14 protein-coding genes are annotated in these 16,755 nt (G+C 45.2%); 9 read left to right on the forward strand and 5 right to left on the reverse strand.

Features of this window, described 5'->3' with window-relative positions; all coding sequences use genetic code 11:
• The first annotated feature begins 134 nt into the window (after positions 1–134).
• The 4 genes from hemB to P4S59_RS24355 all read left to right on the forward strand — a co-directional run bounded on the left by hemB (position 135) and on the right by P4S59_RS24355 (position 5,406).
• Positions 135–1,196, forward strand: a complete 1,062-nt coding sequence (hemB, locus tag P4S59_RS00785; RefSeq protein WP_031777176.1) for a porphobilinogen synthase — start codon at positions 135–137, stop codon at positions 1,194–1,196.
• Between the two features lie 127 nt (positions 1,197–1,323).
• Positions 1,324–1,758, forward strand: a complete 435-nt coding sequence (locus tag P4S59_RS00790; RefSeq protein WP_012841227.1) for a GNAT family N-acetyltransferase — start codon at positions 1,324–1,326, stop codon at positions 1,756–1,758.
• A 620-nt stretch (positions 1,759–2,378) separates the two neighbouring features.
• Positions 2,379–5,165, forward strand: a complete 2,787-nt coding sequence (gene polA / locus P4S59_RS00795; RefSeq protein WP_337167872.1) for a DNA polymerase I — start codon at positions 2,379–2,381, stop codon at positions 5,163–5,165.
• 193 nt (positions 5,166–5,358) lie between these two features.
• Positions 5,359–5,406: a hypothetical protein gene (locus P4S59_RS24355; RefSeq protein WP_438356636.1), complete on the forward strand. Its 48-nt coding sequence runs from the start codon at positions 5,359–5,361 to the stop codon at positions 5,404–5,406.
• Between the two features lie 508 nt (positions 5,407–5,914).
• Here the strand turns inward: P4S59_RS24355 and yihA are convergent.
• Positions 5,915–6,574 carry a ribosome biogenesis GTP-binding protein YihA/YsxC gene (yihA, locus tag P4S59_RS00800; RefSeq protein ID WP_005394452.1) on the reverse strand — a complete coding sequence of 220 codons (660 nt, stop codon included), beginning with the start codon at positions 6,572–6,574 and terminating at the stop codon, positions 5,915–5,917.
• A 159-nt stretch (positions 6,575–6,733) separates the two neighbouring features.
• Here yihA and P4S59_RS00805 point away from each other — a divergent pair, with 159 nt between their 5' ends.
• From P4S59_RS00805 to hemN, 5 genes are all read left to right on the forward strand, one after another.
• Complete coding sequence (locus P4S59_RS00805) at positions 6,734–7,351, forward strand: c-type cytochrome (protein ID WP_005379248.1); 618 nt, start codon at positions 6,734–6,736, stop codon at positions 7,349–7,351.
• An 839-nt stretch (positions 7,352–8,190) separates the two neighbouring features.
• Positions 8,191–8,829, forward strand: a complete 639-nt coding sequence (locus P4S59_RS00810) for a class I SAM-dependent methyltransferase (RefSeq protein ID WP_337167873.1) — start codon at positions 8,191–8,193, stop codon at positions 8,827–8,829.
• Entirely contained in the window at positions 8,829–9,371 is a 543-nt protein-coding gene (yihI, locus tag P4S59_RS00815) for a Der GTPase-activating protein YihI (protein ID WP_005394455.1), read from the forward strand. The genes P4S59_RS00810 and yihI overlap by 1 nt, the downstream gene beginning before the upstream one ends.
• Positions 9,372–9,378: 7 nt before the next feature.
• On the forward strand, positions 9,379–9,867 hold the full coding sequence (locus P4S59_RS00820; protein WP_005379254.1) for a DUF2489 domain-containing protein: 489 nt from the start codon (positions 9,379–9,381) through the stop codon (positions 9,865–9,867).
• Positions 9,868–10,051: 184 nt separating this feature from the next.
• On the forward strand, positions 10,052–11,443 hold the full coding sequence (gene hemN / locus P4S59_RS00825) for an oxygen-independent coproporphyrinogen III oxidase (RefSeq protein WP_005394456.1): 1,392 nt from the start codon (positions 10,052–10,054) through the stop codon (positions 11,441–11,443).
• 70 nt (positions 11,444–11,513) lie between these two features.
• On the opposite strand, the gene add is transcribed toward hemN, so the two are convergent.
• From add to glnG, 4 genes are all read right to left on the reverse strand, one after another.
• The gene (gene add, locus P4S59_RS00830; RefSeq protein WP_005395038.1) at positions 11,514–12,518 is read right to left on the reverse strand and encodes an adenosine deaminase; all 1,005 of its coding nucleotides are present in this window, start codon (positions 12,516–12,518) and stop codon (positions 11,514–11,516) included.
• Between the two features lie 147 nt (positions 12,519–12,665).
• A complete protein-coding gene (locus P4S59_RS00835) occupies positions 12,666–15,212 on the reverse strand; it encodes a bifunctional diguanylate cyclase/phosphodiesterase (RefSeq protein WP_005395037.1) in 2,547 nt (848 codons plus the stop codon).
• 102 nt (positions 15,213–15,314) lie between these two features.
• On the reverse strand, positions 15,315–15,503 hold the full coding sequence (locus P4S59_RS24360) for a helix-turn-helix domain-containing protein (protein WP_443089036.1): 189 nt from the start codon (positions 15,501–15,503) through the stop codon (positions 15,315–15,317).
• Positions 15,416–16,717 (reverse strand): nitrogen regulation protein NR(I), encoded by a 1,302-nt coding sequence (glnG, locus tag P4S59_RS00840; RefSeq protein WP_337167874.1) that lies wholly within the window; start codon positions 16,715–16,717, stop codon positions 15,416–15,418. Before glnG ends, P4S59_RS24360 begins: the two co-directional genes overlap by 88 nt.
• Positions 16,718–16,755 lie beyond the last annotated feature (38 nt).

Raw genomic sequence — 16,755 nt, forward strand, 5'->3', positions numbered from 1 at the left:
GTGTGAGTGCTGGGTCATTTTCAGTTTTTTCATTACCTTTTTCCAGATTGTCACTCGCAACATGCATCAAGAGTGATATGATTTTGTTCACCAGATGATTTGATCATCATAACCGTCCAGACAAGGAGAAAATGGTGTCTGTATCAATTCAAGGTCCATTCCCTGCACGCCGTATGCGTCGTTTACGTAAGCACGATTTTAGTCGTCGTTTGATGGCTGAGAACCAACTTTCTGTTAATGATCTGATTTACCCAATGTTCATCCTAATGGGTAAAGATCGTCGTGAGAGCGTGGAGTCCATGCCGGGTGTAGAGCGTTTGTCGATTGATTTAATGCTAGAAGAAGCGCAATACCTTGCAAATCTAGGCGTTCCAGCAATCGCGCTTTTCCCTGTCGTAAACCAAGACGCTAAAAGCTTATGTGCTACTGAAGCCTACAACCCAGAAGGTTTGGTCCAGCGAGCAGTACGTGCGCTTAAAGAACATATTCCTCAAATCGGTGTGATCACAGACGTGGCACTTGACCCATTCACGACGCACGGCCAAGACGGCATCATCGATGAAGATGGCTACGTAATGAATGATGAAACCACGGAAGTACTGGTTAAGCAGGCTTTGTCTCATGCAGAAGCGGGTGCTGACGTAGTCGCGCCTTCAGACATGATGGATGGCCGTATTGGTAAGATCCGCGAAGCATTAGAAAATGCGGGCTACATTCATACACAAATCATGGCTTACTCGGCTAAGTACGCGTCGAACTACTACGGACCATTCCGTGATGCGGTTGGCTCTTCTTCAAATCTAAAAGGCGGCAACAAGAAAAACTACCAAATGGACCCAGCAAACATTGACGAAGCGATCCATGAAGTGGCGCTAGACATCAATGAAGGTGCGGACATGGTGATGGTTAAACCTGGTATGCCATACTTAGATGTAGTTCGCCGAGTTAAAACCGAACTTCAGGTACCGACGTTTGCTTATCAGGTGTCTGGTGAGTACGCGATGCATAAAGCGGCGATCATGAATGGCTGGCTCAAAGAGCGCGAAATTGTGATGGAATCACTACTGTGCTTCAAACGTGCAGGTGCTGACGGCATCTTAACGTACTTTGCGAAAGATGTGGCTGAGTGGTTGGCAGAAGAGAATGCACAAACTGCTCAACACCTAAATCGTACTCCGGAAGCGACTGAAGAGTAATTATCGCTCAGTGAGAAACACCAGACCAACAAGAGTTGTTCGTCTGTATATACCCAAGTAACCTCAGGCGGATTACAACAGTAACAATCCAAGGTGCTTGGGTATTTTTATTTTGGAGAAGAGAACAATGACAATGCTGATTCGTGAAGGCACATTGGAAGAAGCACTTCAAGTTGTGGCACGTGTTACCGAATTTTCGAAAGGAGAAACGGTAGACTCCATGACTCAACGTTTAGAAGAGAAAAACAGTTTAATCCTCGTTGCAGAAAAAAATGGCACGATTGTCGGCTTCAAAATAGGTTACGAATTAGAGGATGGTGTTTTCTATAGCTGGTTAGGTGGTGTTGTTCCTGAGGCTCGAAATGAAGGCGTGGCACAATTACTTTTGGAAGCACAAGAAGATTGGGCGGCTGAGCAAGGCTATAACACGTTAAAAGTGAAATCTCGAAATCAGTTTCCTGCTATGCTTCGATTGTTATTGAGAAATGGATATATCATTGAAAAATTTGAAGAAAAAATTAATCTTCGTGAATCTCGAGTTCATTTCATTAAAGCGATGTGAAAATAAATGAGATTTTTTCTCATTTAACTGTTGACTACGAAATGAGAATCATTATTATTAAACCTGTCTTAGGGAATGAGGAAGAGTTCACAAGGACGTTGAATGACTTATTAACAGAAGTTGATTAACTGAAAGTTGAGAAGTGATGAAACATTTTTCCGAGAACTTGCACGAATTCTTTTTGACACGACATTGCTCACATTGCTTCCAGTGTAATTTATAGCTTCTTGGTTAAGCTGCTCTATTTACAGAATTTGCTTTACCACTTCTGCTAGGCGACCCCATTCGGGTCGCTTTTTTCTTTTCTACGATTTCTATTTGACGTCACTATTCGTATTTTTTCCACACACGATGATCATTTAAGGATCGTTGATCTTCTCGCCGTTTTGTAAAATAAATATTTAAAAACAATAGCTTACCGTGTGTGTTTTTTGTGTTTTCTATCATTGGATAACCAGTGGATAATTTCTATAAACAGAGTTATCCACAGGGTGAGGTTATCTTCGTGAATAAAATCGAAAAATTTACGCGACCTAGATCGAGCGAACAAGATAGATTCGGATCAGCAGTCATGGCATCCTAGGCAGATCTCTCAAGTACTGAATTGGATACAGACAATTATGGCAAGTATTCCTGAAAATCCGTTGATCCTTATCGACGGCTCTTCTTACCTATATCGCGCTTTTCACGCCTACCCAGGCACCATGAGCAATGGTGAAATTCCAACGAATGCCGTTTACGGTGTCGTGAACATGTTACGCAGCATGATGCGTCAGTTTGCGTCTGAGCGCATCGCGGTGGTTTTCGATGCGAAGGGAAAAACCTTCCGTGATGATATGTATGCAGAATACAAAGCTAATCGTCCGCCAATGCCGGATGATCTGCGTTGCCAAATTGAACCATTGCACAATGTTATTCGCGCGATGGGTTTACCACTGATCTGTGTTCCTGGTGTCGAAGCGGATGACGTCATTGGTACGTTGGCGCATCAAGCATCACAAAAAGGCATGCCTGTATTGATCAGTACTGGTGATAAAGACATGGCGCAGTTGGTGGATGATAATATTACCTTGATCAACACCATGACGAACGTCGTGATGGATCGTGAAGGTGTGGTTGAAAAGTTTGGCATTCCACCTGAGTTAATCATCGACTACCTAGCGCTGATGGGCGATAAAGTAGATAACATCCCTGGTGTACCAGGCGTGGGTGACAAAACAGCTACTGCACTACTGCAAGGTATTGGTGGTCTGACGAAGTTGTATGAAAATCTCGATGACATTGCTGAGCTTGGCTTCCGTGGTTCTAAAACCATGGCGAAGAAGCTTATCGATAACAAAGAAAATGCCATGCTGTCGTACGAGCTCGCAACCATTAAATTGGATGTTGAACTTGAAGAAACGCCAGAATCACTGCTGAAAGCGGAACCAAATAAAGACGAACTAGTGAAGCTGTATGGTCAACTGACGTTTAAATCTTGGTTGAACGAGCTACTTGAAGGCGGTTCTGGATCGGTAGAAGCTGTTGAGCTTGCTGGCTCTGCTCAAGCCTCTGCTTCTCATGCCGAGATGGAAACTTCCGCAGTGACAATCGACCGTAGCCAATATGAAACGATTCTGGATGAAGAAACCTTCAATGCGTGGCTAGACAAACTTCAAACGGCCGAGTTGTTTGCGTTTGATACGGAAACCGACAACCTAGATTACATGCTAGCGAACCTGGTTGGTTTGTCATTCGCTGTCGATGAAGGCATTGCCGCTTATGTGCCTGTTGCACATGACTACCTAGATGCACCTGAACAGCTTGATCGTGATTGGGTTCTAGAACAGCTTAAGCCAATTCTTGAAGACGCAGCGAAAGCAAAAGTTGGTCAAAACTTAAAGTATGATGCGTCTGTATTGGCTCGTTATGATATTGAGCTAAAAGGTATCAAGCACGACACGATGTTGGAATCGTACATTTACAACAGTGTCGGCGGTAAACACGATATGGACAGCTTGGCGCTGCGCTTCCTACAGCATAGTTGCATTTCTTTTGAGCAAATTGCAGGTAAAGGCAAAAATCAGCTTACGTTTAACCAAATCGAGTTGGAACAAGCATCGCCATACGCGGCAGAAGATGCGGATGTGACCCTTCGTCTGCACAATCGCTTGTTTGCGAATATCGAGCAGGATGAAAGCCTGAAGACAGTGTACGAAGAGATTGAAATGCCGTTGGTGCCAGTTCTTTCGCGCATTGAACGCACCGGGGTCTTTATTGACGAAATGAAGCTGAGTGCGCAGTCGGTAGAGATTACCGCTCGCCTTGATGAGCTTGAAAAGAAAGCGTATGAAATTGCAGAGCAAGAGTTCAACATGAACTCGCCAAAGCAATTACAAGCCATCCTATTTGAAAAAATGGGTTTACCGGTGGTGAAGAAAACGCCATCAGGTACACCATCGACGAATGAAGAAGTTCTGCAAGAACTCGCGCTAGATTACCCACTGCCAAAATTGATTTTGGAATATCGCGGTTTGGCGAAGCTTAAATCGACGTACACGGACAAGCTGCCGAAGATGATCAACCCAACAACAGGGCGTGTGCATACTTCTTACCATCAAGCGGTAACCGCAACAGGTCGTCTATCTTCTACCGATCCGAACTTACAGAACATTCCAATTCGTAACGAAGCTGGCCGTCGTATTCGCCAAGCGTTTGTCGCACCAGCTGGCCATAAAATCTTAGCGGTCGACTACTCGCAAATCGAACTGCGCATCATGGCGCACCTTTCTGGCGACCAAGCGTTATTAGATGCCTTCCGTGATGGTAAAGACATTCACGCGGCAACTGCGGCAGAAATTATGGGTCTGGATATTGAACAAGTATCCAGTGAGCAGCGTCGTCGTGCTAAAGCCGTTAACTTCGGGCTTATCTATGGCATGAGTGCATTTGGTTTGGCGAAGCAGCTTGGTATCCCTCGCGGCGAAGCACAAGCCTACATGGATAAATACTTTGAGCGTTACCCTGGCGTGATGCAGTACATGGAAGACACGCGCAGCACGGCTGCAGATAAGGGCTATGTTGAAACGATTTTTGGTCGACGTTTGCATTTACCAGAAATCAAATCGCGCAACGGGATGCGTCGTAAAGCTGCTGAACGTGCGGCAATCAACGCACCGATGCAAGGTACAGCTGCGGACATCATTAAGAAAGCGATGCTGTTGGTTGATCAGTGGATTCAGGAAGAAGGCAATGGCCGTGTGAAGTTGTTAATGCAAGTACACGATGAATTGGTCTTTGAAGTTGAAGAGTCATCATTGTCCGAAATTGAAAGTAAAGTACAGAAATTGATGGAATCTGCAGCAGAGCTAAAAGTACCGTTGGTTGCAGAAGCAGGGCACGGTGACAACTGGGATCAAGCTCATTAGTCACTTTTAGACCAAAATAACCAATTAATTATGAGCCAGCGCACAAACGCTGGCTTTTTTTTGCGATTAAAAAAGCTAGCGCAAAGTTAACTTTGATGTTGCTTAATAAAAATTTCATGAAAAAAAACTACAAAAATTCTTTGCAATTCTGACCAATTGTTGTACATTAATACTCGTAGGGTACAGAGGTAAGATGTTCTATCTTTCAGACCTTTTGTTTCACGTTATTGGATTAGGCTGATTCAGCCGCCCCAGTCAGCTTTTGACTGGGGCGTTTTTTATTGGGCGAAAGAAAATTTTTCTTTTTGTTCAATGTGTTGGGTTGGTAACGACTTGTCTTTATATTTCTCCCATCTTTAACCTATTGTCTACACTCCAATTTTCTTCAAAAACTCGCAAACTATTCAGTCTGTAAATTTATGCCAATCACACTATGATTTTTTCTTGAAGGAAACTAAGTTGAAGGGAAAATGGGCAGATTTCTGTATAACTTGTTGAATTGTATTTTCTTTATTGGTTATGGTTGTGAGTTGATTAAGCGAAAGCTAAAGTTAGGCGGCTTTTTAAGCTATTGAAATCATCCGATAGTTCAGCAATGCTTCGTCACATAACAATAATTACCAATTTTTCTCTCCCGTTATCCCTGCCAGGAAGGTGGGGATTTTTATTGCCTGTTATTTAGCTCAGATAAACAAAAGCCCCCACCAAATGGTAGGGCCGTGTCGAAAAAATTTAACAAATATTGTTAATTATTCTTCGTCGCTTGCTGGGGTATCCAGTTCGCCTTCTTCTATCAGGTGTGCGAGCGCCGGTGCAAACCAGGTATCCAGTTTTGCGCGCAGCTGATCAACGCCTAATCCTTTAAGGGAAGAGAACACATCAACGGAAACGTCGCCACCGAAAGTTTCCACCTGTTTGCGAACTTTCAGCAGGGTTTGTTTGCGTGCGCCACTTTTTAGTTTATCTGCTTTGGTTAGCAAAACTTGCACAGGAATGTGGCTATCGATGGCCCAGAAAATCATTTGCTGGTCGAGATCTTTCATTGGATGACGAATGTCCATCAGAACCACTAAGCCTTTTAGGCACTCGCGTTTCTGTAGGTATTCACCTAAAGATTTCTGCCATTTGTTTTTCATCTCTACCGGTACTTGAGCAAAACCGTATCCAGGTAGATCGACAATGTGACAACCTTCTTCTACTTTGAAAAGGTTGATTAATTGCGTACGACCAGGTGTCTTTGATGTCTTGGCTAAGCTTTTTTGATTAGTTAGACGGTTAAGTGCACTCGATTTACCAGCGTTTGAGCGTCCTGCAAACGCAATTTCGACACCTTCGTCTTCCGGTAGGTGACGAATATCGGGTGCGCTGGTGATGAAATGCGTATTTTGGTAATGAATTTTTACGCTCACTGTTAACTCCATCTCGACTTTGTGTAGTCGATTGATTACTTTTTTGTGAAAATGTGTAAAATAACCGTGCTCGGCATAAGGTCGCCTATTGTACCATGAGTGTACGCGGTATGTTCACATTCCGTGGTACTGGAAGCTTGATAATTATAATGGAATGTCATGAAGAAATTAGCGCTAATTTTGAGTCTTTTAGCCAGTTGCTCAGTATGGGCCCAAGGTAATATTGAGGCTGGTAAAGCAAAATCACAAACCTGTGTCGCCTGTCACGGAGCAGATGGCAACAGTGCAATAACAACGTACCCGAAACTCGCAGGCCAACACGCTAAGTATCTTGAGAAGCAGTTAAAAGAACTTAAGCTAGGCATGACAAGTGGTGGTAAACAAGGTCGTTACGATCCTGTAATGAGTGGTATGGCAATGCCACTGAGCGATGAAGATATCGCAGACCTATCTGCTTACTACGCTTCGCTACCAGTTTCAGAAAACTCAACACCTGAAGATGTGGTAGCAAAAGGCAAAACGCTTTATACCGCTGGTGATGCCGAGCGTGGCCTAACCGCATGTATTGCATGTCATGGTCCTCGTGGCAATGGTACGGAGCTTTCAGGTTTCCCGAAAATTTCTGGTCAGCATGCTGACTACATCAAAGCTCAGCTAGAAAAATTCCGTGATGGCGACCGTGGTAATGATATGAATGCCATGATGCGCGACATCGCGAAGAAAATGACAGACGAAGATATCGAAGTGCTGTCTAAATACGTTGGCGGTCTGCACTAATATACCTAAATCGCTCAAGATCCTGCATCTTGAGTTTATTGGGTAGATGTCCCTACATCGTTCGAGCAACTTATACAAAAATGCCCTAGTGAATTCGCTAGGGCATTTTTGTTCGTGACAAATATCACAGTCGACTTTGAGTTCGAAAGCGATAGTTAGCTCGGTAGTTTGTGAGACATTTGCCATACTTGATGTTGGCTTTTTCTTGTTAGTGTTTTTAAGTTTTTGATTAAATGATAATTTTGATATTTTTAGAAAATAGGCGGATTATTTTTTTAACCCATTACTTGTGAGCATCGCGGGATGGCGTAAAGTAGAAGTCGTTCACAGGGGGTGAATGTAAGGATTTTAGACCACGGTTTAGGTCTCCAAGGATGTAGCTCGGATGCTTGGTGATTTAGAAAGGGATTTAGATAGGTAGGGAGCCTATCTGATAAGGATGGTCATCTCGTCTGACGGTTAAGACAGTGAAACGGATCAGGCACAGGAAGTTGCTCAGTAGACAGGAAGTAAACGGATAGCCAAAACTCATCAGGAAGATGAAAAACAACTCTTTTTGGCAGGGAAAGCTCGAAAAACAAAGGGATCATTGGTGCACCAAATGTGTGCAACACAGTTTCGCCACTTGATGGCACTTAGAAAGCGACAGTCTGACTGTCGCTTTTTTTATATTCTTTTCCCTTGGTAAGTCGCAATCTGAATTACGATTACTGCACTTATTTACTTCGATGGGTTGTAAACAAAGTTTTTTAACAAAAATTGCTGAAAAAATACTCAGTAACACTCCAATCTGAGTTCACTTTCTGGTATGTTTCGCATCCCTGTTTGAGGAAGTCAGCATGCATACCTGTCCTTTATGCCAAAATCAGCGTATTCACCACTATTTTGAAGATAAGCGACGTGAATATCTTCAATGTGAGCAGTGCAGTTTGGTGTTTGTGAATCCAGACCAACGTTTGGATGCGGAAACCGAAAAAGCTCACTATGATTTGCATGAGAACAACCCTGAAGATTTAGGTTACCGACGCTTTTTGTCGCGTATTGCTGACCCGATAACAGAGCGAATTTCTCCACAATCAAATGGTATCGACTTTGGTTGTGGTCCTGGCCCAACGCTCTCCTTAATGCTGGAAGAGGCGGGGCACAACATGGCGTTGTACGACCTCTACTACCACCCTGATACGTCGGTTTTAGAAAAAACGTATGATTTCATGACAGCAACAGAGGTGATAGAGCACCTCTACCACCCAGATTTGGTGTGGAAGCAATGGTTGAATTTAGTTAAGCCTGGGGGCTGGATAGGCCTGATGACGAAAATGGTCATCGACGTGGAGGCTTTCAAATCATGGCATTATAAGAACGATCTCACTCATGTAGTGTTCTTTAGTCGTGACACGTTCCAGTTCCTAGCAGAGCGGGATAAGCTCGAACTCGAATTTATTGGTAATGATGTAATTTTACTGAGGAAACCCCAGTAATGAGCCGTAGTAAAAAATCTAGAAAGCCAGGTGCCGCTGGCGCACCTGAGTTTGTTGTAACTCGTAACCGTACAGAATCTGATGTGGAAGGCCGCCTACGCAAGCGTGCTAAAAAGCGCAAAGGCTTGAAAACGGGTAACCGTAACTCAGAAGTTAACGAGCAGAAAAAGCAAGCTGCTGCACAAAACCGCGACCCGCGTTTAGGCAGTAAAAAGAAAATTCCTCTGGTTGTTGAGCCTGCGAAGAAAATGACGAAGCAAGAGCGTCGTTTGTCGGCAGAGCAAGAACTAGAGATGCTAGAAAATGATGCGCAATTGAACGTGTTGCTAGACCGTATTGAAGCGGGTGAAAACCTAGGCACAGGTCTACAGAAATACGTCGATGAGAAGCTCGACCGCATTGAGAAGCTAATGGACCAACTAGGTTTGTTGGAACCTGAAGAAGAGGAAGACTTCACTGCTCCTGCTGAGAAAAGCACGCGCAATGATGATGACTTGCTGGCAGATTTCGACGACATTAACTTCGACGACTACAAAGGATAATTAAGCTATGAATGTAACCTTATTAGCTATTGCTGGTGTTGTGATTATCATCGCACTTGCTTCTTATGCAGGTTACCTTCTGCTTCAATTGAAAAAGCAAAAGGAATTGCAGCTAAAGCATCAAAAATTGGCGATAGATAAACGTAACGCCAACATTTTTGAGAATGTGCATACCTTGTGTCAGGCGGGTATTCAAGGCCAATGCGATTTATCTGAAATCAGTATTCGTGTGTATAACATCATGGATTATGTACAAGGTGAAGACCGTGTCGATTTCGATAAAACGTACCCTGCAATTTCTGAGCTTTACCATATCGTGAAAGATATGGCGCGTGGTGAAGAACGCCAACAACTTGCCAAGAAAGAGCGTATGCAACAGAACTTGACGCGTCATAAAGCGGAAAGCCGCCTCACTGACGCGATTATTGAGGAGCTCAAAGTGTTGCAGAAAAACGTCCAGCCACTGAATAATCAAATCAATATTCAGATGATTTAATAGTTACCCCCAATGGTTTCCTTATGACTGTTGGGGGTATCGTGATCACGCTAGCACTTCTTTAGTTTTATAATTAAAAAGCCAGTCGGCGTTGCCACGCTTGTCATCGTCGTATGGCAAAATAGCGGCTCTGAATATCGGGTGACGGCTTTCGTTGCCCTAGCATTTAACGGAAAGTACCACCATGTCGAATCAACACACTGAATCGAAGCAGCAAATCGTCTGGGATCAAGCGGTATTGGATAAGTACAACTATTCCGGTCCTCGCTACACGTCGTACCCAACGGCGCTGGAGTTCCATGAAGCGTTCACCATTTCTGATTATGATATGGCATGCACTCAGTACCCAGACCGCCCATTATCGCTGTACGTACACATTCCGTTCTGTCACAAGCTTTGTTACTACTGTGGTTGTAATAAAGTCATCACGCGCCACTCGCACAAAGCGGACGAATACCTCGATGTGCTTGAGCATGAGATTCGTCAACGTGCAGCCTTATTGGTGGGCAGAACGGTAACGCAATTGCACTTTGGTGGTGGTACGCCAACGTTCCTTTCTGAAAAGCAAATTACACGCGTAATGAGCCTGTTGCGCCAAGAGTTTACCTTTAGCAGTGATGCTGAAATCAGTATCGAAGTTGACCCGCGTGAAATTCAGATCACCATGCTGGATCACCTGCGTAGTGAAGGCTTTAACCGCTTGAGCATCGGTGTTCAGGACTTCAACAAAGAAGTGCAAAAACTGGTGAACCGTGAGCAAGATGAAGAGTTCATCTTTGCGATGGTTGCGCGCGCAAAAGAGTTGGGTTTCCGTTCGACAAACCTAGATTTGATCTACGGCTTGCCAAAGCAAACCAAAGCCTCTTTTGCCAAGACGTTAGAACAAGTACTGGAAATGCAGCCGGGCCGTCTGTCCGTGTTTAACTACGCGCACATGCCACAGCTATTTGCAGCGCAGCGTAAGATTAAAGACGAAGATCTGCCTAAAGCAGAAGAGAAGATGGCGATTCTGCAAGATACCATCGCGACACTGACTGGCGCTGGCTATCAATTTATCGGCATGGACCACTTTGCATTACCTGATGACGAACTTGCCGTTGCTCAGCGCGAAGGTATTTTGCATCGCAACTTCCAAGGCTACACCACACAAGGTGAATGTGATTTGGTTGGCTTTGGTGTCTCTGCAATCTCGATGATCGGCGATGCATACGCGCAAAACCAGAAAGAGCTGAAGAAATACTACGCTCAAGTCAACGAACTTCGTCACGCACTGTGGAAAGGGGTCTCGCTGGACTCTGATGATTTGCTACGTCGCGAAGTGATCAAGCAGCTGATTTGTAATTTTAAACTAGACAAGAAAGCGATCGAGTCTGAGTTTAAAGTGAAGTTTGATCAGTACTTTAAAGAAGACTTGCAGCTACTTCAGACCTTCATCAACGATGAGCTGGTGGAAGTGGATGACAATGAAATTCGTGTGACGCTGCGAGGTCGTTTGCTGATCCGTAATATTTGTATGAGCTTCGATAAGTACCTGCGAGCGAAGGCGCGTCAGCAACAATTCTCTCGTGTTATCTAATCATAGACGCCGATTCAAGATATAAAAAAATGCCAGCAGATGCTGGCATTTTTTTATGTTTTCGCTGGATTTAAGCGCGATCTTTTACTTTTGCTTTCAGTTCCGCTTTTTCTGCTTCTGAAAGGAATGCAATCTCAAGACCATTGATTTGTGCTTGGCGAATCTGGTCTTGGCTCAGACCAGCTGCTGGTGCCGCTACTTCGTATTCGTATGGCAGCTCGATACCTTCAACCGCTGGGTCGTCAGTGTTCAGACACGCAAGAACGCCATGCTCTAGGAACTGTTTGAGAGGGTGGTTTTCTAACGTTTCTACCGTGCTTGTTTGGTAGTTTGATGTTAGGCAAGACTCAATACCAATGCGGTTTTCTGCTAGGTAATCCATCAGTTTTGGATCGTGGATCGCTTTTACGCCGTGACCGATACGAGTTGCGCCCAGCTCATTGATTGCTTGCCACATGCTCTCTGCACCTGCTGCTTCACCAGCGTGAACCGTTACCCCAAGGCCAGCGTCGCGTACTTGTTTGAAGTGAGACACAAAGCGATCGCCCGGTTGGCCCAGTTCGTCACCCGCCAAGTCGACAGCAACGATGTGATCTTTTTGGCTCAGAATGCCGTCCAGTTCTTGTTGGCACGCGTCGGTGCCAAATGTGCGGCTCATGATGCCGATCAGGTTGGCTTTCACGCCAAAATCGCGCATACCCGCTTGCACACCGTCCACGACTGCTTCAACAACACCCGCTACTGGTAACTTGTGTTTCATTGCCATGTAGTATGGTGAGAAACGCAGTTCAGCGTAATCGATTTGAGCGTTTAGTGCGTCTTCCACGTTTTCGTACGCCACACGACGACATGCATCTAGGTCGCCCAGTACCGCAACACCCCAGTCGAGCTTAGAAAGGAAAGCAACAAGAGAGGGTTCCGCTTCGACAATTTGAACGTGAGGAGTGAGAGACTCAATATCGTACGCTGGCAGAGCAATACCAAATTTTTGGCCAAGCTCAAGAATCGTTTTAGTACGAATGTTACCGTCGAGGTGGCGGTGCAAATCAGTAAGAGGAAGGTTCTTCGTTATCATTATGTCGATCCGGATAGTTATGAACTGGAACAGGGCCCAAACATCATCTGTGACAATACATGGGTAAGATTTGCAGTTAAGTATAAATAACAGTTAGGTAGATTGTCAGTAGAGGATGACTAGGAAATCAACGATTCTCGCTCTTTTCTACTTCATGTTAACCAAATGTGTTGGCCATTCTTCTAGTGGCATTGGACGGCTGTAATAGAAGCCTTGCACTTGGTTGCAGCCTAAAGAGCGTAGTAATTGTGCTTGATTGCTATCCTCTACGCCTTCTGCGACGACATTGGTTTTGAGGCCCGCGGTGATATTGATGACCGCAGCAACGACCGAACTGTCTAAGTTTTCTTGCGTGAGTTGATTGATGAAGGTGCGATCAATCTTCAAACAAGTAAATGGCAGTGAGTGAAGATAACCCAGTGATGAGTAACCGGTACCGAAATCATCGATCGCGATACCAATCCCCATATCACGCAGTTTGGTCATATTTTCCAGTGTGGTTGGTGCGCTATCAATAATGCGCGACTCGGTGATCTCCAGTGTTAGGTTACTGGCGGGTAATTTTGTGATATCCAATACGTTGGTCACCGTATCGACAAAATCAGGGCAGGACAGTTGATTAACGGAGATGTTCACATGCAGTTGGAAGTCTGATGGCCACTGATTACTTTGAATGGCTTGGTATGTATCGCGGCAAGCTTGTAACAGAATTTGTTGGCCAATGGCTTTGATCATGCCGCTTTCTTCTGCGATTGGAATAAAATCTAATGGTGACACCATTCCTGAGTCACTGTGCCAGCGCGCCAGCGCTTCTGCGCCACACACATTACCACTAGCGAGATCCACAATAGGTTGATAATGAGGGACAAACTCTTGGTTTTCGATGCCAGTTTGAATCTTAGTCAGCATTTGGGTGCGGAACTTTGAAGCGCTTGCCAGTTCAGGGCTGTAATGACAGACACCGGTCAGTGAGTCTTGCTTGGCGTAGCTTAATGCGATGCTGGCGTTGCGAAGCCACAGCGGCATGGTTTCATTTGGTTGGGTTTGCACAATGCCAAGTGAAATCTTCATCACTACATTCTCACCTTCCACCATAAATGGGGTGGAGAAGAGTTGCTGTAATCGACGCTCGGTTTGTTTAACTTTGGCTTCAGTATCGGCGTTTGAGAGAAACACTGCGAACTCATCACCGCCAATCCGAGCCAGTAACGCGTTATCACTAAACTCTTGTTTTAGCCTTTCTGCGATGCTGACCAACAGTTGATCACCGTTATGATGACCCACACTGTCGTTGATATCTCTAAATTTGTTGATACCAAGTAAAAATAAACTGCCGTGGCACAGGTGAGATTGGTTCTCACAGATTTCGACCAAGCCCTGACGACTGTATAAGCGTGTCAGAGAGTCATAAACCAACTGCTCACGCAACGCTTTAAATGAGGCCCTGAGGTTACTCGTCATCTCATTAAAGGCATGCACAAGTACCGTTGTCTCATACACATAACCAGGTTTTGGCATACTGCTGTCCCAATCGCCATTCGCAAGGTGTTGGGCGGCGTCGGCCGTCGCGTTAATCGGTCTGGTGACTCGGTTGAAAATGATCCAACTGATGGCGATACCAAATAAGCTAACGATAAACCCGACCAGCCAACTCTTTTGTTGGCTTTTCGGCAATGTACCCAGCAACTCGGATTCAGATATAGAGGTGCCAATAAACCATGTTAAACCGTTTTGATCTCGGTATGGGGTTAGTCGGCTGAAAATACGTTGGCCGTCATGCTCAAATGAAAAGGTGTAAGGTTGCTTAGTATTGTTGAGATCAAACGACCGAACGCGGCTCGCACTGATTTTGATGATCGGATCTGCGTTTTCAGCCGCAAACAAACGCTGCCCTTTATCAGAAAACTTTGTGCCCCATGAGATAACGCTTCCCGGGCCTGAGTGAGCGATTAAACGATGCTCTGGGTCCATGATGTAGACCGAAGCTTTGGTGTTGTATTTTAACTCACGTAGAAATTCGTTAAATGTGTTGATGCGAATGTCTGTCACCAACACGCCAGCAAATTGGTCGTGTTTATACACCGGTGTCATGGCTGACAGCGTAATATCCTGGCGTTCATCGGCATTCGTATAAATCTCAGACCACATCGAGGTTTGAGTCTCTGCGACGGGCGTATACCATGGGCGAGTGCGAGGATCGTATGGAGAGATAACCGTTCGAATGCTATTACTCACATGGTTGGTGCCATAAATAATCAGATCACCATCGGTATATCGATCTTGAACCATTAAGGTGTAATCGTCGGAAAGCTCGCGGCGGAACCCGGCAAAGTCACCGCTTTCTGAACCAAATGCGATGACATCCAACTGCGGTATCGATTGGTAAAGGTTTTTGAATGCACTCAGCAGGTAGCTTTGAATATCTGAGGTGTCGTGAGGGTGATAAAGGTTGTGATAGCTGACGTTATGTGCGAGAGCCATAACTGCAGTAAACGGCTTGCGCAGATAGCTATTAAGGTGGTCGTGGACACTTTCGGTTAACACGGAAAGTTGTTTGTCGCTGATATCTGTGACCACTTCTTCGTAGCTTTGTTTTTGGACGTAGACAATGACACCGATCGCCAGTAAGAAGATCATGACAAATGGAATGAGAACAGCGGTACGCAGTGTAATTTGAGTCGTAGCAGTAGACATTGCCTAATCACATAGATGGTGGTGCGCCACAATTGTACTGATATTTTCGTTAATATCGAGTGACAAACGACTCTCGTTGTTAACGCACCACGTAAGTGATTGTCAGTACAATTCTTTTAATTTTCTGGTAAGCGTGTTTCGCCCCCAGCCTAATACTTTAGCGGCATCTTGCTTGTGACCTTTAGTGTGCTCCAAAGCGGCCTCTAATAAAATGCGCTCAAATTCTGGTAAAGCATAAGAAAGCAGTTCTTTATCTCCTGCCGCGAGTGATTGACGTGCCCAATCCGCCAATTGTTCTTGCCAGCTGCCATGCTCAGAGTCCGAAATGGATTTTTCTCTTCGAGCAGTTCGCTTGGTAAGTCGTTTGGCAATACCTCGCTACCACTGGCCATGACGGTTAACCAACGGCAAATATTCTCTAATTGACGCACGTTGCCCGGCCAATCAAGGCGGTTAAGAATTTCAACGGTCGACGGATGCAGAGTTTTGGTTTCGACCCCCAGCTCATCAGCCGCTCGGATAAGAAAATGCTGCGTAAGTTTTTCGATGTCCTGCTTACGTTCACGCAATGCCGGAATCTGCACTCGAATCACGTTCAAGCGATGGAATAAGTCTTCACGGAAATCGCCTTCATGCACCAGCTTTTCTAAATTCTGGTGTGTTGCCGCGACAATCCTTACGTCGACGCTGATTGGGGAGTGACCGCCCACTCGATAAAACTGTCCGTCGGCCAGAACACGCAGCAAACGGGTTTGAATATCTAACGGCATGTCACCGATTTCGTCTAAAAATAGGGTGCCGCCATTGGCTTGTTCGAATCGACCCTGACGAACATTGTTCGCCCCGGTAAATGCCCCTTTTTCATGACCAAACAACTCTGACTCAATCAGATCTTTGGGAATCGCCGCCATATTGAGTGCAATAAAAGGTTTGTTGGCGCGAGGACTATGGCGGTGCAACGCATGAGCAACAAGCTCTTTACCCGTGCCCGATTCACCGTTAATCAATACTGAAATTGAGGAGCGAGAAAGACGACCAATGGCGCGAAATACTTCTTGCATGGCTGGCGCTTCACCGATGATTTCTGGCGTTTCCGCAGGAATGTCTTCTGGAGAGAGTTGCTCACGTTTATTTTCGTGACTGTGCGCAATCGCTCGTTCAACCAGAGTTAAGGTTTCATCGATATCAAAAGGTTTTGGTAAGTATTCAAAGGCGCCTTTTTGGTACGCATTCACTGCCGCATCCAAATCTGAGTGGGCGGTCATGATAATCACGGGAAGGTCTGGGTAATCGCGCTGTACTTGTTTTAGCAGCTCTAATCCATCAATGCCCGGCATGCGAATGTCTGATACCAGCACATCTGGTACTTCGCGTTCGAGCGCCATCAAAACGCTTTCCCCATCGGCATAGGTTTCGCATTTTATGTTGGCAGAGGAGAGCGTTTTCTCCATCACCCAGCGAATGGAACTGTCGTCATCAACGACCCAAACATATCCTTTACTCATGTAGTAATCCTTGCAGCAAACCGAAAAACTGATGCGAC

The organism is Vibrio sp. M60_M70, from assembly GCF_037162085.1.
Taxonomy (GTDB): Bacteria; Pseudomonadota; Gammaproteobacteria; order Enterobacterales; family Vibrionaceae; genus Vibrio; species Vibrio diabolicus.

Bases quoted from the DNA above. Each gene is read 5' to 3' on its own strand.
- P4S59_RS00810 (WP_337167873.1), top strand. From the start codon at position 8,191: ATGCATACCTGTCCTTTATGCCAAAATCAGCGTATTCACCACTATTTT.
- yihI (WP_005394455.1), top strand. From the start codon at position 8,829: ATGAGCCGTAGTAAAAAATCTAGAAAGCCAGGTGCCGCTGGCGCACCT.
- polA (WP_337167872.1), top strand. From the start codon at position 2,379: ATGGCAAGTATTCCTGAAAATCCGTTGATCCTTATCGACGGCTCTTCT.
- hemN (WP_005394456.1), top strand. From the start codon at position 10,052: ATGTCGAATCAACACACTGAATCGAAGCAGCAAATCGTCTGGGATCAA.
- add (WP_005395038.1), bottom strand. From the start codon at position 12,518: ATGATAACGAAGAACCTTCCTCTTACTGATTTGCACCGCCACCTCGAC.
- P4S59_RS00835 (WP_005395037.1), bottom strand. From the start codon at position 15,212: ATGTCTACTGCTACGACTCAAATTACACTGCGTACCGCTGTTCTCATT.
- P4S59_RS00820 (WP_005379254.1), top strand. From the start codon at position 9,379: ATGAATGTAACCTTATTAGCTATTGCTGGTGTTGTGATTATCATCGCA.
- P4S59_RS00790 (WP_012841227.1), top strand. From the start codon at position 1,324: ATGACAATGCTGATTCGTGAAGGCACATTGGAAGAAGCACTTCAAGTT.
- P4S59_RS00805 (WP_005379248.1), top strand. From the start codon at position 6,734: ATGAAGAAATTAGCGCTAATTTTGAGTCTTTTAGCCAGTTGCTCAGTA.
- glnG (WP_337167874.1), bottom strand. From the start codon at position 16,717: ATGAGTAAAGGATATGTTTGGGTCGTTGATGACGACAGTTCCATTCGC.